30 protein-coding genes and 1 pseudogene are annotated in these 26,716 nt (G+C 65.7%); 13 read left to right on the top strand and 18 right to left on the bottom strand.

The window, feature by feature from the left end; genetic code table 11:
• The first annotated feature begins 127 nt into the window (after nucleotides 1–127).
• Nucleotides 128–1,792 (top strand): NAD+ synthase, encoded by a 1,665-nt coding sequence (locus ROSELON_RS09300; RefSeq protein WP_025312135.1) that lies wholly within the window; start codon nucleotides 128–130, stop codon nucleotides 1,790–1,792.
• A gap of 48 nt (nucleotides 1,793–1,840) precedes the next feature.
• On the opposite strand, the gene ROSELON_RS09295 is transcribed toward ROSELON_RS09300, so the two are convergent.
• Entirely contained in the window at nucleotides 1,841–2,068 is a 228-nt protein-coding gene (locus ROSELON_RS09295; protein ID WP_025312134.1) for a DUF1150 family protein, read from the bottom strand.
• A gap of 14 nt (nucleotides 2,069–2,082) precedes the next feature.
• Nucleotides 2,083–2,508 carry an Hsp20 family protein gene (locus ROSELON_RS09290; RefSeq protein ID WP_025312133.1) on the bottom strand — a complete coding sequence of 142 codons (426 nt, stop codon included), beginning with the start codon at nucleotides 2,506–2,508 and terminating at the stop codon, nucleotides 2,083–2,085.
• Between the two features lie 211 nt (nucleotides 2,509–2,719).
• Between ROSELON_RS09290 and ROSELON_RS09285 the strand changes: the two genes are divergently transcribed.
• The 3 genes from ROSELON_RS09285 (at nucleotide 2,720) to ROSELON_RS09275 (ending at nucleotide 4,624) form a co-directional block, all read left to right on the top strand.
• Nucleotides 2,720–2,938, top strand: a complete 219-nt coding sequence (locus ROSELON_RS09285; protein ID WP_025312132.1) for a YdcH family protein — start codon at nucleotides 2,720–2,722, stop codon at nucleotides 2,936–2,938.
• Between the two features lie 131 nt (nucleotides 2,939–3,069).
• Nucleotides 3,070–3,558, top strand: coding sequence for a 5-(carboxyamino)imidazole ribonucleotide mutase (gene purE / locus ROSELON_RS09280; protein WP_025312131.1), 489 nt, complete (start codon nucleotides 3,070–3,072; stop codon nucleotides 3,556–3,558).
• Nucleotides 3,551–4,624, top strand: coding sequence for a 5-(carboxyamino)imidazole ribonucleotide synthase (locus tag ROSELON_RS09275; RefSeq protein WP_025312130.1), 1,074 nt, complete (start codon nucleotides 3,551–3,553; stop codon nucleotides 4,622–4,624). The genes purE and ROSELON_RS09275 overlap by 8 nt, the downstream gene beginning before the upstream one ends.
• Before the next feature lie 121 nt (nucleotides 4,625–4,745).
• On the opposite strand, the gene ROSELON_RS09270 is transcribed toward ROSELON_RS09275, so the two are convergent.
• Nucleotides 4,746–5,486, bottom strand: a complete 741-nt coding sequence (locus ROSELON_RS09270) for a lipase family protein (RefSeq protein ID WP_025312129.1) — start codon at nucleotides 5,484–5,486, stop codon at nucleotides 4,746–4,748.
• Between the two features lie 77 nt (nucleotides 5,487–5,563).
• Here ROSELON_RS09270 and ROSELON_RS09265 point away from each other — a divergent pair, with 77 nt between their 5' ends.
• On the top strand, nucleotides 5,564–6,016 hold the full coding sequence (locus ROSELON_RS09265; protein ID WP_025312128.1) for an NUDIX domain-containing protein: 453 nt from the start codon (nucleotides 5,564–5,566) through the stop codon (nucleotides 6,014–6,016).
• Here the strand turns inward: ROSELON_RS09265 and ROSELON_RS09260 are convergent.
• The 8 genes from ROSELON_RS09260 to groES all read right to left on the bottom strand — a co-directional run bounded on the left by ROSELON_RS09260 (nucleotide 5,986) and on the right by groES (nucleotide 13,129).
• A complete protein-coding gene (locus ROSELON_RS09260) occupies nucleotides 5,986–6,864 on the bottom strand; it encodes a DMT family transporter (RefSeq protein ID WP_025312127.1) in 879 nt (292 codons plus the stop codon). The two genes, ROSELON_RS09265 and ROSELON_RS09260, sit on opposite strands and share 31 nt — an antisense overlap.
• Nucleotides 6,861–7,682 carry an alpha-D-ribose 1-methylphosphonate 5-triphosphate diphosphatase gene (locus ROSELON_RS09255; RefSeq protein WP_342665276.1) on the bottom strand — a complete coding sequence of 274 codons (822 nt, stop codon included), beginning with the start codon at nucleotides 7,680–7,682 and terminating at the stop codon, nucleotides 6,861–6,863. Before ROSELON_RS09255 ends, ROSELON_RS09260 begins: the two co-directional genes overlap by 4 nt.
• Nucleotides 7,594–7,992 (bottom strand): amidohydrolase family protein, encoded by a 399-nt coding sequence (locus ROSELON_RS19050; RefSeq protein ID WP_342665275.1) that lies wholly within the window; start codon nucleotides 7,990–7,992, stop codon nucleotides 7,594–7,596. The genes ROSELON_RS09255 and ROSELON_RS19050 overlap by 89 nt, the downstream gene beginning before the upstream one ends.
• 39 nt (nucleotides 7,993–8,031) lie before the next feature.
• Nucleotides 8,032–9,213, bottom strand: coding sequence for a hypothetical protein (locus ROSELON_RS09250; protein WP_025312126.1), 1,182 nt, complete (start codon nucleotides 9,211–9,213; stop codon nucleotides 8,032–8,034).
• 162 nt (nucleotides 9,214–9,375) lie between these two features.
• Complete coding sequence (locus ROSELON_RS09245) at nucleotides 9,376–10,344, bottom strand: NAD(P)-dependent oxidoreductase (protein ID WP_156945914.1); 969 nt, start codon at nucleotides 10,342–10,344, stop codon at nucleotides 9,376–9,378.
• Entirely contained in the window at nucleotides 10,233–11,003 is a 771-nt protein-coding gene (locus tag ROSELON_RS09240; RefSeq protein ID WP_025312124.1) for an SDR family NAD(P)-dependent oxidoreductase, read from the bottom strand. The genes ROSELON_RS09245 and ROSELON_RS09240 overlap by 112 nt, the downstream gene beginning before the upstream one ends.
• A 128-nt stretch (nucleotides 11,004–11,131) precedes the next feature.
• Complete coding sequence (groL, locus tag ROSELON_RS09235) at nucleotides 11,132–12,775, bottom strand: chaperonin GroEL (protein ID WP_025312123.1); 1,644 nt, start codon at nucleotides 12,773–12,775, stop codon at nucleotides 11,132–11,134.
• Between the two features lie 66 nt (nucleotides 12,776–12,841).
• Nucleotides 12,842–13,129, bottom strand: a complete 288-nt coding sequence (gene groES, locus ROSELON_RS09230) for a co-chaperone GroES (protein WP_025312122.1) — start codon at nucleotides 13,127–13,129, stop codon at nucleotides 12,842–12,844.
• 236 nt (nucleotides 13,130–13,365) lie between these two features.
• On the opposite strand from groES, the gene ROSELON_RS17460 reads away from it, so the two are divergent.
• Both ROSELON_RS17460 and ROSELON_RS09220 read left to right on the top strand, forming a co-directional pair.
• The gene (locus ROSELON_RS17460; protein WP_025312121.1) at nucleotides 13,366–14,811 is read left to right on the top strand and encodes a Hint domain-containing protein; all 1,446 of its coding nucleotides are present in this window, start codon (nucleotides 13,366–13,368) and stop codon (nucleotides 14,809–14,811) included.
• 94 nt (nucleotides 14,812–14,905) lie between these two features.
• Complete coding sequence (locus ROSELON_RS09220) at nucleotides 14,906–15,829, top strand: manganese-dependent inorganic pyrophosphatase (RefSeq protein ID WP_025312120.1); 924 nt, start codon at nucleotides 14,906–14,908, stop codon at nucleotides 15,827–15,829.
• A 524-nt stretch (nucleotides 15,830–16,353) separates the two neighbouring features.
• Here the strand turns inward: ROSELON_RS09220 and ROSELON_RS09215 are convergent.
• The gene (locus ROSELON_RS09215; RefSeq protein ID WP_025312119.1) at nucleotides 16,354–16,956 is read right to left on the bottom strand and encodes a methyltransferase family protein; all 603 of its coding nucleotides are present in this window, start codon (nucleotides 16,954–16,956) and stop codon (nucleotides 16,354–16,356) included.
• Nucleotides 16,957–17,120: 164 nt separating this feature from the next.
• Here ROSELON_RS09215 and ROSELON_RS09210 point away from each other — a divergent pair, with 164 nt between their 5' ends.
• From ROSELON_RS09210 to ROSELON_RS09190, 5 genes and pseudogenes are all read left to right on the top strand, one after another.
• The gene (locus tag ROSELON_RS09210; protein WP_025312118.1) at nucleotides 17,121–17,993 is read left to right on the top strand and encodes a TIGR01459 family HAD-type hydrolase; all 873 of its coding nucleotides are present in this window, start codon (nucleotides 17,121–17,123) and stop codon (nucleotides 17,991–17,993) included.
• A gap of 130 nt (nucleotides 17,994–18,123) precedes the next feature.
• The gene (locus ROSELON_RS09205) at nucleotides 18,124–18,567 is read left to right on the top strand and encodes a MaoC family dehydratase (RefSeq protein WP_025312117.1); all 444 of its coding nucleotides are present in this window, start codon (nucleotides 18,124–18,126) and stop codon (nucleotides 18,565–18,567) included.
• A gap of 49 nt (nucleotides 18,568–18,616) precedes the next feature.
• Nucleotides 18,617–19,543, top strand: coding sequence for a bifunctional riboflavin kinase/FAD synthetase (locus tag ROSELON_RS09200; protein ID WP_025312116.1), 927 nt, complete (start codon nucleotides 18,617–18,619; stop codon nucleotides 19,541–19,543).
• Nucleotides 19,540–19,986 (top strand): YcgN family cysteine cluster protein, encoded by a 447-nt coding sequence (locus tag ROSELON_RS09195; RefSeq protein ID WP_025312115.1) that lies wholly within the window; start codon nucleotides 19,540–19,542, stop codon nucleotides 19,984–19,986. Before ROSELON_RS09200 ends, ROSELON_RS09195 begins: the two co-directional genes overlap by 4 nt.
• Nucleotides 19,983–21,036: pseudogene (locus ROSELON_RS09190) on the top strand (threonine aldolase family protein). The gene ROSELON_RS09195 and the pseudogene ROSELON_RS09190 overlap by 4 nt, the downstream one beginning before the upstream one ends.
• A 143-nt stretch (nucleotides 21,037–21,179) precedes the next feature.
• Here the strand turns inward: ROSELON_RS09190 and ROSELON_RS09185 are convergent.
• On the bottom strand, nucleotides 21,180–21,947 hold the full coding sequence (locus ROSELON_RS09185) for an alpha/beta fold hydrolase (RefSeq protein ID WP_025312114.1): 768 nt from the start codon (nucleotides 21,945–21,947) through the stop codon (nucleotides 21,180–21,182).
• Nucleotides 21,944–22,543, bottom strand: a complete 600-nt coding sequence (locus ROSELON_RS09180) for a 2-hydroxychromene-2-carboxylate isomerase (protein WP_025312113.1) — start codon at nucleotides 22,541–22,543, stop codon at nucleotides 21,944–21,946. The genes ROSELON_RS09185 and ROSELON_RS09180 overlap by 4 nt, the downstream gene beginning before the upstream one ends.
• Nucleotides 22,544–22,686: 143 nt before the next feature.
• On the opposite strand from ROSELON_RS09180, the gene ROSELON_RS09175 reads away from it, so the two are divergent.
• Entirely contained in the window at nucleotides 22,687–23,715 is a 1,029-nt protein-coding gene (locus tag ROSELON_RS09175) for a ribose-phosphate pyrophosphokinase (RefSeq protein ID WP_025312112.1), read from the top strand.
• A gap of 16 nt (nucleotides 23,716–23,731) precedes the next feature.
• On the opposite strand, the gene ROSELON_RS09170 is transcribed toward ROSELON_RS09175, so the two are convergent.
• From ROSELON_RS09170 to ROSELON_RS09155, 4 genes are all read right to left on the bottom strand, one after another.
• Nucleotides 23,732–24,106 (bottom strand): H-type lectin domain-containing protein, encoded by a 375-nt coding sequence (locus ROSELON_RS09170; protein WP_342665274.1) that lies wholly within the window; start codon nucleotides 24,104–24,106, stop codon nucleotides 23,732–23,734.
• A 139-nt stretch (nucleotides 24,107–24,245) separates the two neighbouring features.
• A complete protein-coding gene (locus ROSELON_RS09165; RefSeq protein WP_025312110.1) occupies nucleotides 24,246–24,662 on the bottom strand; it encodes a F0F1 ATP synthase subunit epsilon in 417 nt (138 codons plus the stop codon).
• A gap of 63 nt (nucleotides 24,663–24,725) precedes the next feature.
• Entirely contained in the window at nucleotides 24,726–26,150 is a 1,425-nt protein-coding gene (gene atpD / locus ROSELON_RS09160; protein WP_025312109.1) for a F0F1 ATP synthase subunit beta, read from the bottom strand.
• A gap of 53 nt (nucleotides 26,151–26,203) precedes the next feature.
• Nucleotides 26,204–26,716: a hypothetical protein gene (locus ROSELON_RS09155; protein ID WP_025312108.1), complete on the bottom strand. Its 513-nt coding sequence runs from the start codon at nucleotides 26,714–26,716 to the stop codon at nucleotides 26,204–26,206.

The raw sequence follows: 26,716 nt of genomic DNA, 5'->3' as shown, positions 1-26,716 counted from the left end.
GAACAAGCTAGGTGACGCTTCGCGTGCGCGCAATGTCTTTCCCCGACACTGTGGGCCAATGGCTTGGCCCCGCGCATGGGTCTGCTATGACAGGGCCCGCGACCAGACCGCAGAGGCAGGAAACCCGATGTCCGACAGATTTCGCCTGACGCTGGCACAGATCAACCCGACCGTGGGGGATTTGCGCGGCAATGCCGGCATCGCGCACGCGGCATGGGACGAGGCCAAGGCCGCCGGCGCGGACATGATCGCGTTTCCCGAGATGTTCATCACCGGCTACCAGTTGCAGGATCTGGTCAAGAAGCCGGCCTTCGCGATGGATGTGCAACGCGTGCTCCAGGATCTTGCGGCGGATTGCGCGGATGGACCGGCCATCGGCATCGGCGGCCCCCTGCCCGGCGGGGCCAAGCCCTTCAACGCCTATTTCGTGCTACAAGGCGGCAAGATCGACGCGACGGTCCTCAAGCACCACCTGCCGAACTACGCCGTCTTCGACGAAAAGCGCTACTACTATGCGGGCGATCCCGCCGGCCCCGTGCGCGTCGGCCCTGTGCGGATCGGCATGCCGATCTGCGAAGATGCCTGGTTCGAGGATGTGACCGAGACGCTGGCGGAAACGGGGGCCGAGATCCTGTTGGTGCCCAACGGCTCGCCCTATCATCGGGGCAAAATGGGCATCCGTCAGGCACAGATGGTCGCCCGCGTGATCGAGACCGGCCTGCCGCTGGTCTACCTGAACCTGCTGGGCGGGCAGGATGACCAGGTCTTTGACGGGGCCTCCTTCGTGCTGAACCCGCACGGGGTGCTGACGCATCAGTTGCCGGCCTTCGAACCCACCTTGACCCATGTCGATTTCGAACGAGGCGCCGAGGGCTGGCAAGCTGTCGAGGGCGACAAGGCCCGCCTGCCCGACGCATGGGAGGCCGACTATCACGCCATGGTGCTGGCCTTGGGCGATTACATGCGCAAGGCGGGGTTTTCCAAGACGGTGCTCGGCCTGTCGGGCGGGGTCGACTCGGCGCTGGTGGCGGCCATCGCGGCCGATGCGTTGGCCCCGGAAAACGTACGTTGCGTGATGCTGCCCTCGAAATACACCTCCGCCATGTCGCTGGAAGATGCCGGGGAAACCGCTCGGCGCCTTGGCTGCAAGCTGGACACCGTGTCCATCGCGGGGGCGCATGACGCGGTCGGCGATGCCCTGTCCGACCTGTTTGCCGGGATGGCCCCCGACGTGACCGAGGAAAACATACAGTCGCGGCTGCGCGGTGTGATGCTGATGGCCATTTCGAACAAGTTCGGGGAAATGCTGCTCACGACCGGCAACAAATCCGAGGTCGCCGTCGGCTATTCGACGATCTACGGCGACATGGCCGGCGGCTACAACCCGATCAAGGACCTCTACAAGACGCGCGTGTTCGAGACCTGCCGCTGGCGCAATGCCAATCACCGCGACTGGATGGCCGGCCCCGAGGGCGAGGTCATTCCCCCACGCGTCATCGACAAACCGCCCACCGCCGAGTTGCGCGAGGATCAGAAGGACGAGGACAGCCTGCCGCCCTATTCCGATCTCGACGTCATGCTGGAAATGCTGATCGACAAGGAGGCCAGCGTCTCGGACGTGGTCGCCATGGGCTATGACCGCGCGACCGTGAAAAAGATCGAAAGCCTGATCTACATCAACGAATACAAACGCTTCCAGGCCGCGCCCGGTGCCCGGCTGACCGAGCGTGCCTTCTGGCTGGATCGCCGCTACCCGATCGTCAATCGCTGGCGCGACACGCTGGACGAATGACAAAGGGCGCCCGATCGGGGCGCCCTTGCGTGAAAGGTTCCGGTCCGGTCAGTGGACGCTGACCGGAGTCATGTCGTTCTGACGTGCAACCACAAAGGCCAGCTTGCGGTCCTTGACCAAGGCCAGCTGCTCGCCGGTTTCCGAGCCGATGGCATACACCTCGTCCAGGCCCTCGGCCTGTTCGCGCACCTCTTGCGGCAGGTCCGCGACGGCAATCTTGCGGATGTAGACGATGGGCCGCCCCTGGGTTTCGGCGGCAGAATTGCGTGCGTTCATGGCGTCACCCTTTCTTACTGCTCCGCCTTGGCGGAATTGATGCGGATCGTTTGCACGACACTGTCGGGCACGGCCCGTTTCAGGTCGATATGCAGCAGCCCATGCTCCATCGACGCGCCCGCCACCTCGACGCCATCGGCAAGGACGAAACTGCGCTGGAACTGTCGCGCCGCGATCCCCCGATGCAGAAAGACGCGCGCGTCATCGTCGTCGCGATGCTTGCCGCGGATCACCAGCTGACGGTCTTCGACGGTGATGGACAGGTCAGCATCGGCGAACCCCGCCACGGCCAGCGTGATGCGATAGGCGTTTTCGCCACGCTGTTCGATATTGTAGGGCGGGTAGCCATCGTTGCCGGATTTCGCGGTGCGTTCCACCAGGCGTTCCAGCTGGTCGAACCCCAAAAGAAAAGGGTGCGACCCAAGGGTAAGTTTCGTCATCAGGCACATCCTTTGCATGAAAGCGATCTGCGGTCGAACGCCGCCCCGGTCATCGGCAACGGCGCGCTCGAGGAAAATATGGGGGTCAAAGGCGGTTTGCGCAAGATGCCGCCGCGCTACCACGCGTGACGGGCTTTGCGCTTCGGACCTTTAGGTGTATCGTCCTGAGGCTGATCCCACGCGCGACGGATCAAGGGGACGACCGATTAACATGAACGCACCCACCGAGATGAGCCACGAAGACGTTTTGCGCGTCAAACTCGAGGTATTGCGCCGCGAACATCGCGATCTCGACGCCGCCATCGGCGCGCTGCAAGAGGCCGTCAACCCCGATCAACTGACGCTGCGCCGCCTGAAAAAGCAGAAGCTCGCCCTCAAGGACGAAATCTCGCGCATCGAGGACGAGCTGACCCCGGACATCATCGCATGATGGGGCCCGCAAGGGCCGGTCACTGAGCGCGGCACGCCCCACCCGCCGCGCCACGGACGCTGCTGCATTGCGCCGCCTTTTCCGGTCGCTATAGTGCGCCGCTCAACATGCTGGCGGATGGAGTTTGGCCGATGGCGGAAATCGAAGTGGGCATCATCATGGGCAGCCAGTCGGACTGGCCTACCATGAAGGAAGCGGCCGAGGTTCTCGACGCTTTGCAGGTGCCCTACGAGACGCGGATCGTCTCGGCCCATCGCACCCCCGACCGCCTTTGGGACTATGGCACATCCGCCGTCGATCGCGGCCTCAAGGTCATCATCGCCGGTGCCGGCGGGGCGGCCCACCTGCCGGGCATGATGGCGTCGAAAACGCGGGTCCCGGTGATCGGCGTGCCGGTCCAGACGCGCGCCTTGTCCGGCGTCGACTCGCTCTATTCAATCGTCCAGATGCCACGCGGCTTCCCCGTGGCCACGATGGCTATCGGGGCCGCTGGCGCCTGCAACGCCGGCTTGATGGCGGCCGGCATCCTCGCCACGTCGGACCCGGCACTGGCCGGCCGCCTCGATCGGTGGCGCGCTGATCTGTCGGCCTCGATCCCCGAGGTGCCCAGCGATGACTGACCCCCTCCCCTCGGGCGCGACCGTCGGCATTCTCGGGGGCGGGCAATTGGGCCGCATGCTGGCCATGGCCTCGGCCCGCCTCGGCTACAGAACCCATATCTTCGAGCCGGGCGCCGCCCCCGCCGCCGATGTGGCGCATGAATGGACGCAAGCGGCCTATGACGATGACGGGGCGCTTGCCCGCTTTGCCGCCGCCTGCGACGTCATCACCTACGAGTTCGAGAATATTCCGGCCCCGGCCCTCGATATCCTGTCGGCCGAAACGCCCCTCTTCCCCTCGCGCCGCGCGCTCGAGGTCAGCCAGGACCGGCTGACCGAAAAGACCTTTCTCAGCGGGCTGAACCTGAAGGTCGCCCCGTTCGCCGCCGTCGAGACCGCGGCCGATCTGCCGGCCGCCCTCGCACAAACCGGCGTCCCGGCCATCCTCAAGACGCGCCGCTTCGGCTATGACGGCAAGGGCCAGGCCCGCATCAAGGCCGAGGACGAGGCCGCCGCCGCGCTGGCGACCCTGAAAGGCGCCCCTACGATCGCCGAGGGATTCGTCGATTTCTCGATGGAAATCAGCGTGATCGCCGCGCGCGGTCAGGATGGCGCCGTCGCCGCCTATGATCCGGGCCAGAACCTCCACCGCGACGGAATCCTGGCCACGACGACCGTCCCGGCCCCCATTCCCGCATCGCTGAGAACCGACGCGGTGCTCTTGGCCTCGCGCATCCTGACAGACCTGAACTACGTGGGCGTGATGGGCGTCGAACTGTTCGTGACGGCTGCGGGACTGGTCGTGAACGAGATCGCCCCCCGCGTTCACAATTCCGGGCACTGGACGCAGGCGGGCTGCGCCGTCGATCAGTTCGAACAGCACATGCGCGCCGTGACCGGCTGGCCGCTTGGCGATGGCGCACGCCACGCCAACGTGACCATGGAAAACCTCATCGGCGGCGAGGTCGCGCGCGCGCCCAACCTCGCCGCCGAGCCGGGTGTCCAGGTGCATCTCTACGGCAAGGCGGAAACCCGCCCCGGCCGCAAGATGGGTCATGTCAACCGCATCACCGGCCCGTCAGGCTGATCGCCCACCCCTTCCCTTCATCTTGGCCAAAAAAACTCCCGCGCGGAGCGCACAAGCGCCGCAAGGGGCTCGATGCCCCTTGCGGCGCTTCGCCGGGCGACGGCGACGCCGGCGCAAACCCTCACTCGATGATCTCTTCCACCGCGTCGAAGAATTCCATGTCGTGATCGAACACGCCACTGCGCAGAAACGTCACGACCTCGGCGATCACCAGCGGACTGTTCATCATGAACGTATGGGTGACGGGCAGCACGATGTGATCCGCCATGCCGGTGACGCGGGTCCGGTCCACGGCGACCTTGCCGTCATCCGGCCCGGGAATGAGGGCGGAATAGATCGGGTTCAGCGTCCGATCCCCGGCGATCACACCCAGGTCGAAATCCACATCCGGCAGTGAACGCGGCAGATCCTCGTCCCCGGTGCCAAGCTGCATGCCGGCCGGGCCGTTCATCCATTCGAACGGCTCCAGCGGCCCCAGGACATCGACCAGTTCCGAGCCGCCATTTGGCGGGGCCAGCATCACCACACGCCCCAGCCGCGCGGGACGATGCGCGGCGATCCAGTAGCGCAGCAGGATTCCCCCCATGGAATGGGTCACGAAATGCACACGCTCGGCCCCACATTGGGCCATGGCCGGCAACAGGGTTCGCGGCGCAAGCTCGGCAATGGACGCGCGGGTCGAGGGATATCCCCGGTTGACGACACGGTAGCCCTCGGCCTCCAGCGCCTCTTCCATCAGAAGGAGCGACGCCTCGGTCCGCGCCAATCCGTGCAGCAGGACCACGCACTCCTGCGCGCGCGCCGACGACGCGGACAAGACGATGGCAAGCAGAACGGCGAGAGAAGCGAAAGACCGGCGCATGGACCAGAGATAGGGCACCCGCGCGCCCTTGCCGAGGGGGCTTGCCGCCGACGCAGCGTCACGGCAGGCTCGCGCCCATGTCACGCCCCGGAAACCGCCCCCGACTGGCCGTGCGCGGCCTGCTCCTGATCGAGAACCGGCTGCTCCTCGTCAACGCCTGGGGGGGCGGGAAATCCGACCTGCTTTGCGCGCCCGGCGGCGGGGTCGAGCCGCATTCCTCCCTGCCCGAAAACCTGATGCGCGAGTTTCACGAGGAAACCGGCCTGACCGTCGCCGTCGGCGCGCCATGCCTTGTGAACGAGTTCCACTCGCGCAGCCGCGATTTTCACCAGGTCGACGTGTATTTCCGGGTGTCGCTGGTCTCGGGCGATCCCCGTGCGCCCTGGACCGATCCCGAAGGGATCGTGACACAACGCATCCTCGCCAGCCGCGCCGACATGGCGCGCCTGCGCTACAAGCCCGACAGCCTGCCCGACATCGCCTGGGGCGACAGTGTCGGCTATGACGCCCTGGAACCCCTGATCATGTGAAATGCGCCAAGGCCGTACGCGATGCCGCCCAGGGTCAGCGCCCCGGCCCCCAGCATGCGCAGGCTCAGCCCCTCGCCCAGCAGGGCCACGCCCGCGGCCGCGGCGATGACCGGCACCGACAGTTGCACCAGCCCGGAAACCGAGGGCGCCATGCGCGGCAGAACCGCATACCACAGCGCATAGCCCAACCCCGAGGTGATCGCGCCCGACACCACCGCCAGCGCCACCCCGTAACTCGTCGGCGGGCTCGCCTCGGGCGACGCGGGCAACAGCAGCACGGGCAACAGGCAGAGCGGCGCGGCCCAGGCGAAATTGGCCGCGGTTTCCGCCAAAGGGTCGGTCGCGCCGCGCCCGGCCAGCGAGTAGACGCCCCAGCCCACCCCGGCCGCCAGCATCGCGGCCGCGGCCATGGGCGGCACGCTGATCGCGCCGGCAGGCCAGATCAGCCACCCCAACCCTACAAGCGCCACCGCCGCCCCGATCCAGCGCCGGGCGGGCGGGCGATCTCCGCCGACGACGCCCCCGGCGAACATCGTGACCTGCACCGCCCCGAACAGGATCAGCGCCCCGAGGCCCGCATCGATCTGCACATAGGCGACGGAAAAGCCCAGCAAGTACAGCGTCAGCGCCCCGGCCCCGACGACACGCTGGGGCCGCAGGACAGGCACGCGGCGGCGCCGCGCCAGCACCAGCGCCGACAACATGATCGCGCCCGAGACGGCGCGCAGGATGGCAAAGGACAGGGCGTCGATCTCGCCCCCTCCGACCGCGGCGCGATTGAGGATCGAGTTCGCGGCAAAGGCCAGCATCGCCAGGCTGACGAGGCCGATCAGGCGCGCGGCGCTCATCCGATCATCCGTGCGGCCAGATCGCCCGCAAGCCAGGTGACCTGTCCCCCGGCAATGGTAGCGTGGACCTGGCCCAGATCCGGGTCGGTGATCAGCAAATCGGCGCGTTTCCCGGGCATCAGCGCGCCCCGATCGTGCAGACCGATCATCTGCGCCGGCCGCAAGGACACCAAGGCCCAGGCATCGCGCAGCGACCAGCCCAGCGCGACCAACTTGCCGGCGGCGGCGAAGGGGGCCGGATAGAAGTAATCGGAACACAGGGCATCACAAAGCCCGTCCTGCAGCAGATCGAGGGCCGAGATCGATTTCTTCTTGTGACTGCCGCCGCGGACCACGTTGGGCGCGCCCAGGATCACGGGGTCGCCCGCGGCGGCCGGGGCTCGGGCCATGGGAAATTCGGCGATCCGTGCCCCCATCTCGCGCCATGTCGTCCGGTCTTGGGCGGTCCTGTCGTCATGGCTGCCCATCCGTATGCCACGCGCGGCAAGATCTGCGCAGAAGGCCGGCAGCTTGGCGCGGATCTCGGGCATGGCGTCATGCAGGGATTGCATCAGCGCCCGATGCGTCTCGGGCGAGCGGCCGGATTTCAGCGCCTGCCCCTGGAGCGACGGGGGGCGCTTGCCGCTGGCCAGCGCGTCATGCGGCAGGTGGTCGTTGAACACCACGAAGGGGATTTCGTAATCGTCGATGAAGTCCAGAACCTCGCCCGTCTCGATCATGCACCCCAGTTCAAGGCGCAGCTGATAGATCAGCGCGGCGCGTTCCCTGTGCGTCCTCAGCGCCTCGGCCAGACGTTTCGCGAAGGCAGGTGCGCGCATCCCCCCCTCCCCATGACCAGTATTGCGCCAGGACGGCGGTGGTGATGCCATTGGCGGCCAGTTCCGCCTCGAGCCCGCGCAGACCGGGACCCAGATCCCCGACGAGGCCCCGGCGCGGCGCGACATGGCGTTCGAACCCGTCGCCGTGCAGGTCCACGATGCCCGGCAGAACCAGATAGCCCGACAGGTCGATGCGCCGCGCCTGCGGCGCTTGGGTGATCACGCCGCCCGCAATCGACAGCGACGCGATGCCGACGCCCTCAGGCGTCAGCACGCGGGCCTTGTCGAAGGTGAGGCATTGGCCGGTCATGCCCGCCCAATGCGCGATTTCCCCGACGAAGGGAACCCCTCAGGGCATCGGTTCGGGCGCGGGATCAGACCCGCCACTATCGCCCTTGTCATTGCGGCGGGCGCGATAGCTGTTCACCAAAGCCCCCAAGCCGTAAAGCGCCAGCGCCATGACGAACAGCCACCCAAGCAAGGGGATCAAGGCGACCACCCCGGCCAGAACCGCGCCCAGAGCGGCCAGCCCGACCTTTGGCAACGTGTCGGTCGGCATCGCGTTGCCCAGCTTCAGCCAGATGGCAACGCCCAGCACATAGGACCCCAGCACATAGCCGGCATAGGCCAGCGCCGCGCCGATCAGGAAAGCCGCCGGAAGAAGTGGCAGGCCGAAGATGGTAAAGGCCAGCACCACCCCCGCGCCCCAGATCAGCGACAGGGTTCCGAACCCCCAGGCAAGGCTGCGGCCCGGCTCGGCCAGGGCCCTTTCGCGCCAATGGATGACCCGCTCGGGCAGGACGACGATGGCCACGGCGGCGATGACGGCGACGAGCAGCACGCTGAACGCGAAGCCACGGATCGCGGCGGCCCAGCCTGCGCGGCGCAGATCGCGCATCGAGGGACCGACATCGCGATCCCAACCTTCGATATCGCGCAACTCGATCCGGTCGGCCGGCACCACGGCCTCGGGGATCGCGGGGGCGTCGCCTTCTTCGGCATAGAGGATAAGCTGCCCGGTGATGCGGGCGTCATCGCCAAACTCGATCTCGCCGGCCGACAGCATCACATCGCCTTCGATCGTGGCATCAAGGTCCAACTCGTCGGCGGCCAGAATCGCCGACCCGCCCACCGCGCCGGACAGGCTGAGGTCCGAGGCGAAGGCGCGCAGGTTCCCCCCAAGTGTCGTCTCGATCTCGACATCGGCCCCGAACACCGAGACGGGCCCGTCTATCGCCGCCTCGACGTCGATCTCGTAACCGGCCGCATAAAGCGCCCCGGCGACGGGCGCCTCGATACTCAGGCGCCGCCCGGCCATATGGGCGGCGCCGTCGACATCGGCCGACAGGGTGACCTCTTCTCCGGCAGCGAAGAGATCGCCGGTCGTGGTCTCGTCGATCTCGACATCCCCACCGGCGATGTAGCGGTCATCGGCAAAAACGGTGGTGGCCGTCTCATCCTCCTGCGCCGTCGCGGCCAATGGCAGCACGACAAGGGCGGCAAGAACGGCAGCTATGACGTTTCGGGGCATCCTGGACCTCCGGGTTCCGAACAAGGCACATGCGTGCCGGAACCGGGGATGTCAGGCGGGATTCGGCCGCCACCAAGGCCGGCCAGCACGGACGCCACGCTGCGCCAGGTCGGGCCCCGGCGCCTTGATCTGCCTCATGGCATGGTGCGGCCGGGCGACTCGTCAGGCGTTGTCATAAGCGTGCGGCAATTGCATGGCGACATCCGCATCGGCCAGGCCATCGGCGATCCCGGTTTGCCACAGCGCGTCGGCCAGGGCGAGGGTTGCGGCCTCGACACCCAGTTCCGTCGCGACCTGCCGAAACACGGCGTTATCCTTGGCCACGCCGGAAATCGGGAACCCGACGCCATCCTCGTGGCCCAACATCCTCGGCAGACGCGCGGTCAGCATGGGTGTTCCCGCCGGCCCCTTGGCGATGATGCGCAGCGCCGTCTCGAACGGCAGTCCCGCGCGCTTTGCGATCCGCATCATTTCGGCCAGGGTCGCGAAATACCCCTGAAGCACCCCGTTGTTCACGATTTTCATCGCCACGCCCGTGCCAAGCGGCCCGACATGCGCCAGTTTGTCGGATAGAACCGCGCCGATCGGCGCGAAACGCTCTGCGGCGGCGGTATCGCCACCGACAAAGATCCCGCATTCCCCTTCTGCGACCAGTTCGGGCCCGCCCGAGATCGGGGCGTCGAGGATCGAGGCCCCCTTCGCGGCGACATCCGCAGCGCGGCTTTGCACCTGCTGCGGCGACACGGTCGAGGTCTCGACGATCAGTTTCCCGTCGAGCGGCAGCCCAAGCACCGTGTCGAGCACCGCCGCCACAGCCGCATCGTCATAAAGCGACAAGATCAAGGTCTCCGAGGCCGCGACCAGATCCGGAAGGGTTTCGGCCCGCGCGATCCCCAATGCCTCGGCGCGCTCGGGCGTCAGCCCGGACCGCGTCCATCCGGCGACGGGATGGCCTTGGGCGGCCAGTCTTGCGGCAATGGCCGACCCCATGCGGCCGAGCCCGACAATACCGATCTGGTTCATGCGAAGTCCCCCTTTGCGCGCACTGCCGGCAACCCGATGCCGGTGCTTTCGAACCCGCCATCGGCCGAGATCAATTGCCCTGTCACATAGCTCGCCTTGTCGGAACACAGAAAGGCGATGACATGTGCGATCTCGTCCTCCGCCCCGTAGCGATTGAGCGGGATGGCGTCGTGATAGGCGTCGATGATCTCTGGCGTGTGGACGGCCATGGCCAGTTTCGTGCGCACCGGCCCCGGCGCGACACAATTCGCCCGGATGCCGTATTCGCCCAGTTCCGCCGCCTGTTGCTGGGTCAGGTGGATGACCGCCGCCTTCGAGGTGCCATAGGCCACCCGCAGGGTCGAGGCGCGCAACCCCGAGATCGACGCGATGTTCACGATCGCGCCGCGTGTCTTTTTCAGATGCGGGATGGCGGCCTGCGAGCACAGGAACACGCCGTCGAGATTGGTCTCCATCACCGTGCGCCAGCGGGCAAAGCTCGTGTCCTCGATCGGGCCGAAATCGGCCACGCCTGCGTTGTTCACAAGGCAGTCGATGCGACCGAAATGCTGGATGGTTTCGGCCATGATCGCATCCACCTGTTCGGGGATCGACACGTCGTAGGGAAGCGGCAGGACGCGCTCCAACCCGTCTGCGGCGCGCTGCAGTTCCTCGGCATCGCGGTCGACCATGGCGACGGACAGCCCTTCGGCGAGGAACAGATGCGTGGTGGCAAGCCCGATGCCCCGCGCCGCCCCGGTCACGATTGCGGTTTTGTGGTCTGACACGCGCGCCCCCCTCGCTTCGTTGCGTCACGGACGCTAGCCGCGGCGGTTGATGAAGGAAAGGCACCTTTCAGACATGACAAAGGCCCGCGCGATGGCGGGCCTTTGCGTGTTCGACTGCGGCAGCAGGATTACATCATGCCGCCCATGCCGCCCATGTCGGGCATGCCGCCACCGGCGGGTGCGCCCTCTTTCTGCGGCTTGTCGGCAACCATGGCCTCGGTGGTGATCAGCAGACCAGCGACCGATGCAGCGTCTTCCAGCGCAGTGCGGACCACCTTGGCGGGGTCGATGACGCCGAACTTGAACATGTCGCCATACTCTTCCGACTGGGCGTTGAAGCCGAAGGCCAGGTCGTCGCTTTCGCGGATCTTGCCGGCCACGACCGAGCCGTCGACGCCGGCGTTCTCGGCGATCTGGCGCAGCGGAGCTTCCAGCGCGCGGCGCACGATGGCGATACCGGCATTCTGGTCGCTGTTTTCACCCGACACACCCTCGAGCGACTTGGCACCCTGCACGAGGGCCACGCCACCGCCGACCACGATGCCTTCCTGAACGGCGGCACGGGTGGCGTTCAGCGCGTCGTCGACACGGTCCTTGCGCTCTTTCACTTCGACTTCGGTCATGCCGCCAACGCGGATGACGGCCACACCGCCGGCCAGTTTGGCGACGCGTTCCTGCAGCTTTTCACGGTCGTAGTCCGAGGTGGTCTCCTCGATCTGCTGACGGATCTGGGCGACGCGCGCCTCGATCTCGGCCTTTTCGCCGTGACCGTCGACGATGGTCGTCTCGTCCTTGGTGATCTGGATCTTCTTGGCGGTGCCAAGCATGTCCATCGTCACGTTCTCGAGCTTCATGCCCAGATCTTCCGAGATCACCTGGCCGCCGGTCAGGATCGCGATGTCCTGCAGCATGGCCTTGCGGCGATCGCCGAAGCCCGGCGCCTTGACGGCCGCAATCTTCAGACCGCCGCGCAGCTTGTTGACCACGAGGGTGGCCAGCGCTTCGCCTTCGACGTCCTCGGCGATGATCAACAGCGGCTTCTGCGACTGGATCACCGACTCGAGCAGCGGCACCATCGGCTGCAGCGACGAGAGCTTTTTCTCGTGCAGCAGGATCATGCAGTCTTCCAGCTCGGCGATCATCTTGTCGGGGTTGGTCACGAAGTAGGGCGACAGGTAGCCGCGATCGAACTGCATGCCTTCGACGACTTCGGTCTCGGTCTCGAGGCCCTTGTTCTCTTCGACGGTGATGACGCCGTCATTACCGACCTTCTGCATCGCGTCCGCGATCTGACGGCCGATTTCCTTCTCGCCGTTGGCCGAGATGGTGCCGACCTGGGCGACTTCGTCGCTGTCGGCGACTTCGCGGGCGGCATTGCGGATCTGCTCGACGACCTTGGCGGTGGCCAGGTCGATGCCGCGCTTGAGGTCCATCGGGTTCATGCCGGCGGCGACCGACTTCATGCCTTCCTTGACGATGGCCTGCGCCAGAACCGTCGCGGTGGTGGTGCCGTCACCGGCCTCGTCATTGGTGCGGCTGGCCACTTCCTTGACCATCTGCGCGCCCATGTTCTCGAACTTGTCCTCAAGCTCGATTTCCTTGGCGACCGACACACCGTCCTTGGTGATGCGGGGCGCGCCAAAGGATTTCTCGATGACGACGTTGCGGCCTTTGGGGCCGAGGGTGACCTTCACCGCATCGGCGAGGATGTTGACGCCTTTGAGCATGCGGTTGCGGGCATCGGTGTCGAACTTGACGTCCTTAGCAGCCATTTGGGGCTCTCCTTGGAATTGGGTTGAATGCTTGGAATTGGACCGGGCGCGGACGCGCCCCTACACTCAGGCGATGATGCCGAGGATGTCCGTTTCCTTCATGATCAGCAGTTCTTCGCCGTCGACGGTGACCTCGGTGCCCGACCACTTGCCGAACAGGATGCGATCGCCTTCCTTGACGTCCATCGCGATGCGGTCGCCATCGTCGTCACGGGCGCCGGCGCCCACGGCGACGATCTCGCCCTCGGCGGGCTTTTCCTTGGCGCTGTCGGGGATGATCAGACCGCCCTTGGTCTTTTCGTCGCTTTCAACACGGCGGACCAGCACACGGTCATGCAGCGGTTTGAATGCCATCTGTCGAACTCTCCTCTGGGTTCGGTTGTTCTTTCGTTGGCACTCTCTCGGTATGAGTGCCAACAGCGCGGAGATAGGCAGGCCGCCAGCGCGTGTCAACAGCCCGTTCCGCGTCACCGGCCAAATTTATCACGCTGCCGCCGAGCCGTATCTTTCGTGGCAAATCCATGGCATAGTGCAAAGGGAGATCGGGGCCCACCCCGACGAATGAGGCAGTTTTTCGATTTGGCGCGTTCATGGCCACCATCAATGGAACACCGGGCGACGACAAGCTGAACGGGTCGTGGCAGGACGACGATATCGACGGCGATGCCGGCGACGATACCCTGCGGGGCAAGTCCGGCAACGACAGCTTGTCGGGCGGCACCGGAAACGACTCGCTGGACGGCGGATCGGGTGCTGACACCCTGCTGGGGGGTGACGGCGATGACGAACTTGATGGCGGGTCGCAGGACGACCTGCTGCAAGGCGGGGCTGGCAACGACACGCTGGACGGCGGATCCGGCGCCGACACGATCGAGGGCGGCGATGGCGACGACCTGATCGAGGCCGCCAGCCAGGATGACGTGATCTCGGGCGGCGACGGCAACGACACGATCGAGGGCGAGTCGGGCGATGACCTCGCCTCGGGTGGCGATGGCGACGACCTGCTTGAGGGCGCGTCAGGGGCCGACACGCTTTTCGGCGGCGCTGGCAACGACACCATCACGGGTGGCAGTGGCGATGACGTGCTGACAGGTGGCGCCGGCGACGATGTCATCGACGCGGGTGGCTACGGCGGTGGGTCGGACACCATCGTTTTCACCGTCGGCGACGGCAACGACACGATAGACGGGTTCAACCCGGCGTCGGACGTTATCCATGTGGGGGGTGTTGCCCTCGAGGATGTGATCCTCACGGCAACCGAAGACCCGCAGGTCTGGGTGCTGAGCTTCGACGGGGTAGAGGGCACCTCGCTGACCTTGGATTTCACCCATTACTGGAATGAAGGCCTGACGGTTGAAGACCTGATCGACAACGTCGTGAATATCGAGGCGGCGCCCCTGCCCGAAGATCCCTACGAGACGCCGATCTGCCTTGCGGCGGACACCAGGATTCGAACAGCGCGCGGCCAGGTCGCGGCCTGCGCGCTGCGCGAGGGCGACATGGTCGCGACGCTGGATGCGGGGTGGCAGCCGGTGCGACTGGTGCTGCGCCATACGGTGCTGGCCGCGGAGATGCCGGGCAACAAGGCCCTGCGGCCCGTCACGATCCCGGCCGGATCATTCGGCAACGGCCTGCCACGGCGCACGATCCGGGCTTCGCGCCAGCATGCGTTCCTGGCCACGGACCTGCGCGACGACAGTACTGAGGTGACGATCCGGGCGGCACATCTGGCGGAACACCTGAAGATCGCGACGCTTGGACCCGAGGCTCCGGCACAAGGCGTGACCTACGTCCACCTGCTGCTCGACGCCCATCACCTGATCGAAGCCGAGGGGGTCTGGACCGAGACGATTTTTTCCGGGCCGATGGCCATGGCAAACGATCCGGTCCTGCGCCGCTTGATCGCCGGGCGCCACCTTCCCGAGATGACCGAACGGGCACGGCCGCTGCTGCTGCGCCGCGACCTGCGCGCATGGGACGGCTATGCCCTTGGACGTGCCACGGCACATCCCGATCGCAAGCCGCGCGCAGCGTAACGGCCAATGTCCCACAACACCCGTGACACCGACCGCGCGCTTTGCTAAGCGGCCCGCGACCGAGCGCAATTTCCGCCGAAAGGGACTTTTCGTCATGACCACGCTAGTTTTCGGGCACAAGTCGCCCGACACCGATTCCACCGGGTCGCCCATCATCTGGGCTTGGTATCTGAACGAAGTCAAAGGCGGCGACGCCGAGGCCGTTCTGCTGGGTGAGCCCAACACCGAGGCCGCCTTCATGCTTGACAAGTGGACCCTGCCCAAGCCGCGGATCATCGACGCGGTCGAAGCCGGTCAGCCTGTTGTCATCGTAGATACGAACAATCCGGCCGAACTGCCCGCCGCGATCAATGACGCGGACATCACCGCCATCATCGACCATCACAAACTGGTCGGCGGGCTGGAAACCAAGGGCCCCATCGACATCCGCATCGAACCCGTCGCCTGCACCGCGACCATCATGTACAAGATGATCGGCAAGGACATGGCCCAGGCCCCGGCCTGGGTGAAGGGCACGATGCTGTCCTGCATCCTGTCGGATACGCTGGAATTCCGCAGCCCCACCACCACCCAGGAAGACCGCGCCATCGCCGAGGCGCTGGCCCAGGAGTTGGACGTCGCCATCCCAGCCTATGCCGCCGAGATGTTCGCGGCCAAGTCGGACGTATCGGCCTTTTCCGACGCCGAGCTGCTGCGCATGGACAGCAAGGAATACGAGGTCGGCGGCAAGAAATTCCGCGTCAGCGTGCTGGAAACCACCTCGCCCGAGACGGTCCTGTCGCGCAAGGACAGCCTGATGGCGACCATGCCGGCCGTGGCCGAGGAAGATGGCGTCGATCAGGTGCTGCTGTTCATCGTCGACATCCTGAACGAGGAATCGACCATGCTTCTGCCCAATGACCTGACGCGCCAAGTCGCCGAAAAGAGCTTTGCCACCGTCTGCGGAGATGGCGACACGGTCGTGCTGCCCGGCGTGGTCAGCCGCAAAAAGCAGATCATCCCGAACCTCGCGGTGTAGGTCGTCAGATTTCACACCGGGTGAAGCAATCAAGGCGGCCGCTTGGGCCGCCTTTTTTGCAGGTGCTCAGCCTGTCGCGAGTGAGCCTTCGCCACGAAAGGCCGGGGGCGACACCGCGATCATCCCTGCCACCTTTACCCAACCCCGACCGCGTCGGTCGGGGTTGGGGGCGGACCTGCGGATATCTGACCCACGCCCCCGTGCGCGGGCCCGGCCCCAACGACCGGATCGGCGGGCGGCATGGTCCGGCATGTCGCCCTCGGGCCGGATTGGATGCGACACGCCCCCCCGGCTGTTACGCATCATCAGACCGCGCCATCGCCATACAGCGCGCGGCGCGACCGGATGGCACCCGCACGCCATGCCATTCGCGGTCGGCGGCACCGCGACCTCAGCGGGTTTCAAGGCGCCGGAGTGCGAATAGGACAATCATCAGGACATCGACACCCTGTTGCTGCGGCCGCGCGCCCGGCATCGATGCGCCGACATAAGAGAGCAACGTGCCACCAGGCTTCTGCCCGCATTCAGTTTCCCAGCAGGGCGGCCCGGGCCCGGCCCAGGCTGCGCGCGTCCAGAAACCGCGGCGTCCGTTTCATGTAGTGCAGAAAGGCACGCCCGTATCCTCGGATCAGCCAGCGTTCCTCGTTGACGGCGAACAGCCAGTAGATCGCCAACAGCCCCATCGCCATCGCAAGGGCCGCCCATGTTCCCGCAGCGATCGTCAGGCCCGACGATTCTATCAGTGATGCCACGTAGCCGGGATTGCGCGATAGGGCATAGGGCCCCTCGGTCACCAGACCTTCGGTGCCGAAATACGTGTTCTTGCGCCCCAGCGTGGCATAGGCCCTGACCGAGGCCCAATAAGCGCCGATCATGATCGGGATGCCCAGCAGATAGCGGGGCCAACCGCCCAGGCCGGCCTGCCAGATGGATAGTGCGGCCACCGCCAGCAGCGCCGCGCAATAGATCCGAAACAGGGACAGCACAACCACCTTGCGGACCGCATCGCGCGCCGGCCAGAAGCCAAGCGTCGGGCTCAGAAACGTGGCCATCAACACCAGCACCAATGTCAAACCAGCCGCCCCTCCGACGCAAAGGGCGATCCACATCCCCGTCATCAGGCTCATGACTGCATCCTTCACACATGTGTCACCGGTCTCGGGGCGCAGCGTGACAGGATTTCTTGAAGGTTTTTCGACACGGCCACTGCCCGCGCCATATTCCGGGGTTCGGGGCTGGCCCCCCTGCCCCATCCGCCTTATGCAACGCCCGTTCGCCCAAGGAGCCCCCCATGACCCAGATCATCGAATCCCTGTCCGAGATTTCCGACCGCTACGACGTGCTGTTCTGCGACCTCTGGGGCTGCGTGCATAACGGCCTCGAGCCTTATGCCGAAGCGATCGACGCGATGCGCGCCTTCAAGGCCAAGGGCGGTACGGTCCTGCTGCTGACGAACTCGCCGCGGCCGCGCGCCAGCATCGAGCGTCAATTGAACAAGATGGGTCTGCCCAAGGACACCTGGGATGTCATCGCCACGTCGGGCGACAGTGCGCGGCTGGCCATGTGGCGCGGCGCCGTGGGCGAAAAGGTTTATTTCATCGGAGAGGATCACGACGAAGGATTCTTCCGCCCGATGGAGCTGGCCGAAGATGCGGTCGACATCACCCGCGTTCCACTGGCCGAGGCCGACGGGATCGTCTGCACCGGCCCCTTCGACCCTATGGCAGACCCGTCGGTCATGCGGCCCGAGTTCCTGTTGGCCAAGACGCGCGGCCTGAAATTCCTGTGTGCGAACCCCGATATCGTCGTCGACCGCGGCGAGACCCGCGAATGGTGTGCCGGGGCGCTTGCGCAGCTCTATACCGAGATGGGGGGAGAGAGCCTGTATTTCGGCAAACCGCACCCCCCGATCTACGATCTGGCGCGCCGCCGCTTGCAACAATTCGGGCGCCCCGCCTCGACCGAGCGGATTCTGGCCATCGGAGACGGCATTCGGACCGATGTGTTGGGCGGCATGGGCGAAAGCATCGACACGGTCTTCATCACCGGCGGCCTGGCGCGCGAGGAAACGGGCACCCAGCGTCAGCCCGATCCGGAAAAACTGCAGGCTTTTCTAACAGATGCGCAGCTTTCCCCGACCTATGCCATCGGCATGTTCCGCTGAACGAAAGGAGAGTGCGCGCAACATAATTGCGACAAAACCGTCTCGTATCGGCATTTTCTTACTTTCCGCATTGCAGAATCCCGCTATCTTGCCGTAAGAGGACGCCATGATGGCAAAGGAGACGGTAGACATGCTGGACAACATGCCCCGCGGCACCATCGTGATCGAGGATCTCGAGGTCGGAATGACCCGCACCTTGACCAAGGTCGTCACTGATCGCGACATCGAGCTCTTTGCCGAAGTGTCCACCGATCGCAATCCCGTCCATCTCGATGACGATTACGCGCAGGACACCATCTTCGAGGGCCGTATTGCCCATGGCATGCTGACCGCCGGCCTGATCTCGGCGGTGATCGGCGAGCAACTGCCGGGCCATGGTACGGTCTATCTGGGCCAGTCGCTGAAATTCATGGCGCCCGTGCGCCCCGGTGATCTTGTGACGGCCGAGGTCGAGGTGTTGGAAATCGACTATTCCAAGCGCCGGGTGAAACTGGCCACCCATTGCCGCGTTGGCGACACTGTAGTGGTCAAGGGCGAGGCCAACGTGCTGGCCCCCTCGGGCAAGTTCGACTGACACCCCCACCCCGCTTGTGCTCGGGTCTGTGCGCGGGTAAGCCCGCCCCATGCGGATCGTGCGCGACTATCAGTTTGTTCGTCCGGAAGAGCGCGGCGCCTCGGTGGCGATCGGCAATTTCGACGGTGTGCATCTGGGCCACCAGCATGTGATCGACCTGGCCCGGCGCGATGCCGCGCCGCTTGGCATCGTCACCTTCGAGCCGCATCCGCGGGCCTTCTTCGCCCCCGACGCCCCGCCCTTTCGCCTGATGAATGCCGAGGCGCGATCTCACCGGCTGGCCAAGCTGGGCGTCGAGGTACTGGCCGAACTGCCCTTTGACCGCAACCTGTCCAGCCTGACCGCCGAGGCCTTCGCCCGCGAGGTCCTGGCCGAAGGCCTTGGTGTCAGCCATGTTGTTGTCGGGGCCGATTTCTGTTTCGGAAAGGGACGCGCCGGGACCGCCGAGATGCTGCGCGACATGGGCCGCGAGATGGGGTTCGAGACAACCATCGCGCCCCTATTGCAAGGCGATCTGGGGGCGGTCTCCTCGACGGCGATCCGCAATGCCCTCTCCGAAGGGCGTCCGCGCGACGCCGCCGCGATGCTGGGCCATTGGCACCGCATCGAAGGCCCGGTTCTGCACGGCGAAAAACGCGGCCGGCAATTGGGCTATCCGACCGCGAACATGGAACTCGACGGTCTGCATGTGCCAAAGGCCGGCGTCTATGCCGTGCTGGTCGATGTCCTCTCGGGGCCCCATGCGGGCAGCTACCGCGGCGTCGCCAATCTGGGCATTCGGCCCATGTTCGAACGCACGGTGCCGAACCTCGAAAGCTTCCTGTTCGATTTCGCCGGCGATCTCTATGAACAGCACCTGTCGGTCGGCCTAGTCGACTACCTGCGTGGCGAGGAAAAATTCGACAGCCTCGATGCCCTGATCGTCCAGATGGACCGCGACAGTGAACAGGCGCGCGCGGCGCTGGAGCGTGCATGAGACCCCGCTTCTGGGAGCGCGTGCCGATGGCCCGCATGACGCCCGAGGAATGGGAGGCGCTGTGCGACGGCTGCGGCAAGTGCTGCCTGAACAAGCTGGAAGATGAAGACACGGCCGAGGTCGCCCTGACCCGCGTCGCCTGCCGGCTGCTCGACGACCAGACCTGCCGCTGCGGCCAATATGAGATCCGCAAGCAACTGGTCCCCGACTGCATTCAACTGACGCCGCAGACCATGGCCGAGGTCGCCTATTTCATGCCCGAAACCTGTGCCTACCGCCTGCTGCACGAGGGCAAGCCACTGGCCTGGTGGCATCCGCTGATCTCGGGCGACCCGGAAACGGTGCATCAGGCCGGCATCTCGATGCGCGGCATAACGGTGCCCGAGTTTGAGGTGCCCGAAGAAGACTGGGAAGACTACATCATCGAGGAGCCGGGAACATGAATTTCGCATCCGACAACACAGGGCCCGCCCATCCCAAGGTGATGGAGGCCCTTGCCCGCGCCAATGCGGGCTACGCGATGCCCTATGGCAACGACCCCCTCAGCGCCGAGGCCGCCGAGGCGGTGCGCACGCTGTTCGAGGCCCCCGAGGCCGCCGTTCACCTCGTCGCCACCGGCACGGCGGCGAACTCGCTGGCGCTTGGCGTCATGACCAACCCCTGGGATGCCGTCTTCTGCCACCGCGTCGCCCATGTCGAAGAGGATGAATGCGGCGCGCCCGAATTCTTCACGGGTGGCGCCAAGCTGACCCTGATCGACGGCGCGGATGGCAAGATGACGCCCGAGGCGCTGGCCCGCGCGATCGAGCATACCGGCGACAAGGGCGTGCATGGCGTGCAGCGCGGCCCGGTCACGATCACCCAGATCACCGAGGTCGGCACCGCCTATACGCTCGACGAGATCCGCGCCCTGACCGACGTGGCGAAATCCTTCGGCCTCAAGACCCATCTCGACGGCGCGCGGTTCGCCAATGCCTGTGCCGCGCTCGGCTGCCACCCCGGCCGAGATGACGTGGAAGGCCGGGATCGACGCGGTCAGCTTCGGCGGCACCAAGAACGGCTGCCTCGGCGTCGAGGCGGTCGTCCTGTTCGACCCCGCGCTGTCCTGGGAATTCCAGCTGCGCCGCAAACGCGCCGCGCATCTGTGGTCGAAACACCGCTACCTCGCCGCTCAGATGCTGGCCTATGTCACCGGTGACCTCTGGCTCGAGACGGCCAAATCCGCCAATGCCCGTTGCGCCGATCTGGCCCGCGCCCTGCGCGACATCCCGCAGGCGCGTCTGCACCACGATCCGGCCGGCAACATGATCTTCGCCGACCTGCCCCGTGGCGCCCACAAGCGCGCGATGGAGGCCGGCGCGCAGTATTACCTCTTCCCCTTCCAATCCACACTCGAGGGCCCGGAAGAAGAGCCGATCCGCTGCCGCCTCGTCACCGACTGGTCCTGCACACCCCAAGACGTCACACGCATCGCCGACCTGTGGCGCGGCTGAAACCCAGGCCCAAACCTGCCCCATCTTTATCCTTCAAATATGCAGGCGCGCGGCACGCGCAACAGCGCGGCAAGGGGCTCGATGCCCCTTGCAGCCCTCCGCCACGGCGACGCGCGATAGCGCGGCGCAAACCCTCCGGGAATTCAGGATAGAACCCTTCGGATCTCGGCTGCCACCCGGTCTGGATGGGTGATCGGCAGCATGTGCCCCGCCCCCTCGATCCCCACGCGGCGCGCATCCGGCAGTCCGGCCGCCAAAGCCGCCTGAATCTCTCCGATCACCGGCGGCGATGCGCTCCCCTCGATCAACAGAACGGGGCAACGCACCCGGTCCAGTCGCGGCAGCAGCGCCGCGCGATCGAGGCTCAGGGCCGGGTCGCTGGCCGCAATCACCCAGATCCGGTCGGCCATGTAGCGCTGCTGCGCCGCCTGCATCGCATCATAGGGAACGCCACCGCCCCAGACGTCCAGAAACTGCCGCGCCGCACCGGCCATGTCGCCCGCCGCGATCCGTTCCTCCATCCCCGCCAGCGTCGCGGCATGGGCGCGCCGGCCCGGGCTGTTGCCCGCGGCGGCGAACAGAACCGGCTCGATCAATGTCAGGCTGGCCACGCGATCGGGGTGCTCGACGGCCAGACGCAAGGCGACGGTGGCGCCGAAACTGTGACCGAACAGATGGCCGCGCCCGTCGGGCAGAAGCGCACGGGCTTGGGCCGTCACCTGATCATGGTAATCCTGCGACGCATCGCGTTCGGGTCCCCGCCCATGACCGACCAGATCCGGCGCGGTGATGCGCAATCGGTCCGACAACGCGCGCCCCACGCCATCCCAGGCCGCCGCATGGGCCAGCGAGCAGTGCAGCGCCAGCGCCGCCTCGCCCGCGGTGCCCCAGTGGCGGAGCCCTGCGTTCAAAGCTTGCCCGACAGGAACAGATCCAGATCCTCGACCCGGTCCTGCCCCCAGAAATGCTCGGCCCCATCGACCACCCAGAACGGCGCGCCGAAGACACCGGCCTCGACCGCGTCCTCGAGATTGCGGCTGTAGATCTCGGCCCCCGCCAACATCCCCGAAAACGCGAGGCCGGGATCAAACCCCGTCTGCTCCAGCGCGGCCTTGATCACGTCATCCTCGGCGATGTCCTTGTCCTCGACCCAGCAGGCATGGCTGATCGCATGGACAAGTCCGAACAGGTCGCCACCGCCTGCGCTCTGCGCCGCGATGATGGCATAAGAGGCCGGGGCCGCGTTGGTCGGCCAATGCGCGGGCTGGATATTGATCGGCAACCCGGACTTGCTGGCCTGCCGCCGCAAGTCCTGCTTGCGATAGGCCTGCCGCGACGGATGACGCTCGGCCGGGCGTACGCCCCCGGTGCGATCGAACAGCGCCATGATATCCAGCGGCTTGAAGGTCACCTCGGCCCCGTGGCGCGCAACCACCTCGCGAAACCGCGGCCCGGCCAGGTAGTGAAACGGGGAAAGCACCGAAAGGTAATAGTCGATATGGGCCATGTGCCGCGCGCTCCTCATTTGGCTTTGCGCGCAGCCTAGGCGGGTGCTAGGGGGTGTCAACCGATCGCAGGTCGCCTGTTGGGGGGCGGCGGCGTGCGTCCGGCCTCGAACACCAAGGGACAGACCAGGGGACCGCTGCCGCCATGCCTTCGACCGAACCCAAGCTCATTTCCGGAAACGCCAACAGGCCCCTGGCCGAAGCCATCGCGCGCCGCATGTCCATGCATCGCGGCATGCAGGTGGGTCTTGTCGATGCCCGCGTCGAACGGTTCAACGATCAGGAAATCTTTGTCGAGGTCTACGAGAATGTCCGCGGCGAGGACATGTTCATCATCCAGCCGACCTCGAAACCGGCGAATGACAACCTGATGGAGTTGCTGATCATGGCCGATGCGCTGCGACGCTCCTCGGCCGCGCGCGTCACCGCCGTGATCCCCTATTTCGGCTATGCCCGGCAGGATCGCCGCACCAAGGCCCGCACCCCGATCAGCGCGAAACTGGTCTCGAACCTGATCACCCATGGCGGCGTCGAGCGCGTGTTGACCATGGATCTGCACGCCGCCCAGATTCAGGGGTTTTTCGACATTCCGGTCGACAACCTTTATGCCAGCCCGATCTTCGCCCTCGACATCCTGCACCAGTTCGATGGCGACATGTCCGACGTTATGGTGATCTCGCCCGATGTCGGCGGCGTCAGCCGCGCGCGTGAACTGGCCACCCGTATCGGCGCACCTCTGGCCATCGTGGACAAGCGCCGCGAAAAGGCGGGCGAAGTCGCCGGCATGACCGTGATCGGCGACGTGACCGACAAGAAATGCATCATCGTCGACGACATCTGCGACACGGCCGGCACGCTGTGCAAGGCGGCCACTGTCCTGATGGAGGCCGGCGCGACCGAGGTGCATGCCTATACGACGCATGGCGTCCTGTCGGGCCCCGCGGTCGAGCGGATTTCGAAATCGGTGCTGAAATCCATGGTCATCACCGACACGATCGAGGCATCGGACCCGGTGAAATCCTGTCCCAATATCCGCATCGTGCCGACGGCGCCCATGCTGGCGCAGGCGATCGTGAACATCTGGTCCGGCACCAGTGTGTCGTCACTGTTCGACACCGCCAGCCTGGTGCCGATCTACGAAGGGCTCTACCCGCGCGGTATGTGGGGACGGTAGGGGCCCAGCGGCGCGCCTAATCGACATCCCAGATATCGTCATCGGGCAAGGGCCCGATGGCCATCCAGTCGGCCCTGACCCGCGCGATCCGGCTGTCGCCCCAAGTCCGGAACACCATGTCGAACCCCTGCGGCGTGATGTTTTCGGCGCGCAGATCCGCGCGCTGATTCGTCTGCCCCTCGGTGTCCCACATCCCCATCGAGACATGCACCACGGGGGCCGTGCTGAACGCCTCGCCGAAGGTCACGGCGACGCGCGCCTCGCGCGGGCCTTCGGCCGACCACATCGGCCCGTCATGCTCGAAATCGCTGAACATGATCTCGGCCCCTTGCGCGACACCGAGGAGATGGCTGGCGAAGCGTTTCATGCGTTCCGTTTCGATCTTTGGCATGGCGGCGGATGGCGCGCGTCACGGCCCGGCGCCGCCCACCTCGATACAGAGCGTAGGGCCCTGCACGCCCCGGGCAAAGAAAAACCCCGCACGCCATCGGGCGTACGGGGCAATGCGTCACGTCGGGCCAAGGCAGCGCTCAGATGCGGATGTGGTCACCCAATGCAACCATGTCCGACAGCAGCTTGGCCGCGTCATCGACCGGCCCCGGCTCGTTCTTGAACGTGTCCTTGGCCTTTTCATGGGCGGCCCGGAACTCTTCCACGAGGCTTTCATGCGTCTCGCGGTCCAACTCGCCCTTGGGCATGGCGCGTTCGGCCAGGACCGTCACCGATGTACCCGAGATGTCGGCGAATCCACCCAGCACGATATAGTCATCGGTGCCCGAGGCATGGGTGACCGACAGAACGCCGGGACGCAGCGTGGTGATGGTCGGCGCGTGATCGGCCATCGCGGTCAGGTCGCCCTCGGCGCCCGGGATGCGCACCTCGGAGGCCTCGACCGACGCGAGGCGCCGTTCGGGGCTGACGAGATCGAATTGCATCATCTCTGCCATGATATCCTCCGTTCAGGACCCGTGAACGCGGGGACGCGGCAGGCGCCCCCGCACGGGGTTTGATCAGGCAGCCTCGGCGGCCAGTTTCTCGGCCTTGGCGATCACCTCGTCGATGCCGCCCACCATGTAGAAGGCCGCCTCGGGCAGGTGGTCGTATTCGCCGGCGACAACCGCCTTGAACGAGCGGATCGTGTCCTCGAGCGGAACCTGCACACCGTCCGACCCGGTGAAGACCTTGGCCACGTCGAAGGGCTGCGACAGGAAGCGCTGGATCTTGCGGGCACGGGCCACGGTCAGCTTGTCCTCTTCCGACAATTCGTCCATCCCGAGGATCGCGATGATGTCCTGCAGCGACTTGTAGCGCTGAAGGATCCCCTGCACGTCACGGGCGACTTGGTAATGCTCTTCGCCCAGGATCTGCGGATCCATCAGGCGCGACGAGCTGTCGAGCGGGTCCACGGCCGGGTAGATGCCCAGTTCCGAGATGGCGCGCGACAGAACGGTCGTGGCGTCGAGGTGGGCAAAGGTCGTGGCCGGGGCCGGGTCGGTCAGGTCGTCCGCGGGAACGTAGACGGCCTGGATCGACGTGATCGAGCCCGACTTGGTCGAGGTGATGCGTTCCTGCATCGCGCCCATGTCGGTGGCGAGCGTCGGCTGATAGCCCACGGCCGAGGGAATACGACCCAAGAGCGCCGACACCTCGGAGCCCGCCTGCGTGAAGCGGAAAATGTTGTCGACGAAGAACAGAACGTCGGTGCCGGACTGGTCGCGGAACTGCTCGGCCAGCGTCAGGCCGGTCAGCGCAACGCGGGCACGGGCCCCCGGAGGCTCGTTCATCTGGCCGTAGACCAGGGCCACCTGGCTTTCCGACAGGTTGTCGGGCTTGATCACGTTCGACTCGATCATCTCGTGATACAGGTCGTTGCCTTCGCGGGTCCGTTCACCCACACCGGCGAACACCGAGAAGCCCGAGTGCACCTTGGCGATGTTGTTGATCAGTTCCATGATGAGAACCGTCTTGCCCACGCCGGCGCCGCCGAACAGGCCGATCTTGCCGCCCTTGGAATAAGGGGCCAGCAGGTCAACCACCTTGATGCCGGTCACGAGGATCTCGGACTCGGTGGACTGGTCGTTGAACTCGGGCGCCGCCTGGTGAATTGCGCGCTTCTCGTCCGCTTCGACAGGGCCGCCTTCGTCGACGGGCTCACCCACGACATTCAGGATGCGGCCAAGCGTGGCGTTGCCGACAGGCACCATGATCGGCGCGCCGGTGTCGCTGACCTCCTGGCCGCGCACTAGGCCCTCGGTCGCATCCATGGCGATGGTGCGCACGGTGTTCTCGCCAAGGTGCTGGGCCACCTCGAGCACCAGACGCTTGCCGCCGTTGTCGCATTCGAGAGCGTTGAGGATCTCGGGCAGGTGATCGTCGAATTGCACGTCAACGACAGCGCCGATGACCTGCGTGATTTTTCCGACTGCATTCGCCATTTTGTCGTGTCTCCGCTTTTCAGGGCACGCTGGCCCAAAACCTTCAGTTTAATTCAAGCCAGTGCCTTCAGCTCGGTCGTCCCGAGGGTGTCCAGCTTTTTATAGTAGTTCGCCAGTTCGCGCATAAGCCGCATGGCGATGTGCGATCCCTCGGCTTTGGTTGAGGTGCGCACGATGAGTTTTTGGCCGCTGATCAAATGCAGGATCAGAAGACCGGTGCTCTGCGGCCCGCGGGCGGCCTTGGTCATTCGCCAAGCGATCAGCCCCCCAATGGCCGCAAGGATCAATGCAGAAAGCATTTCACTCAGTTCGAGGCCAAAGCCGATGTTTCCTTCAAGCGCTGACAGCGCGTCGCCAAATGTCTGCCAGAACCAGCGCGATTCGAGTGTGAAGACGTAAACCCCACCGACCATGAGCGCCAATGACCCCCAGATCAACACAGGTTTCTTGACCTCGTCCGAGGCTGCAGTTGCGAGCATCAGGTCGCCAAACGGCACGGTGCCGTTCGGCCACACGATCCGGTCACCGACCGTCTCGAAATCCTTTTGCTCGAACCGTGCGCTCAT

This window comes from Roseibacterium elongatum DSM 19469 (assembly GCF_000590925.1).
Lineage (GTDB): Bacteria > Pseudomonadota > Alphaproteobacteria > Rhodobacterales > Rhodobacteraceae > Roseibacterium > Roseibacterium elongatum.
Note: the sequence above shows the minus strand (reverse complement) of the source record. Positions and strands in the feature narration are given on the sequence as shown.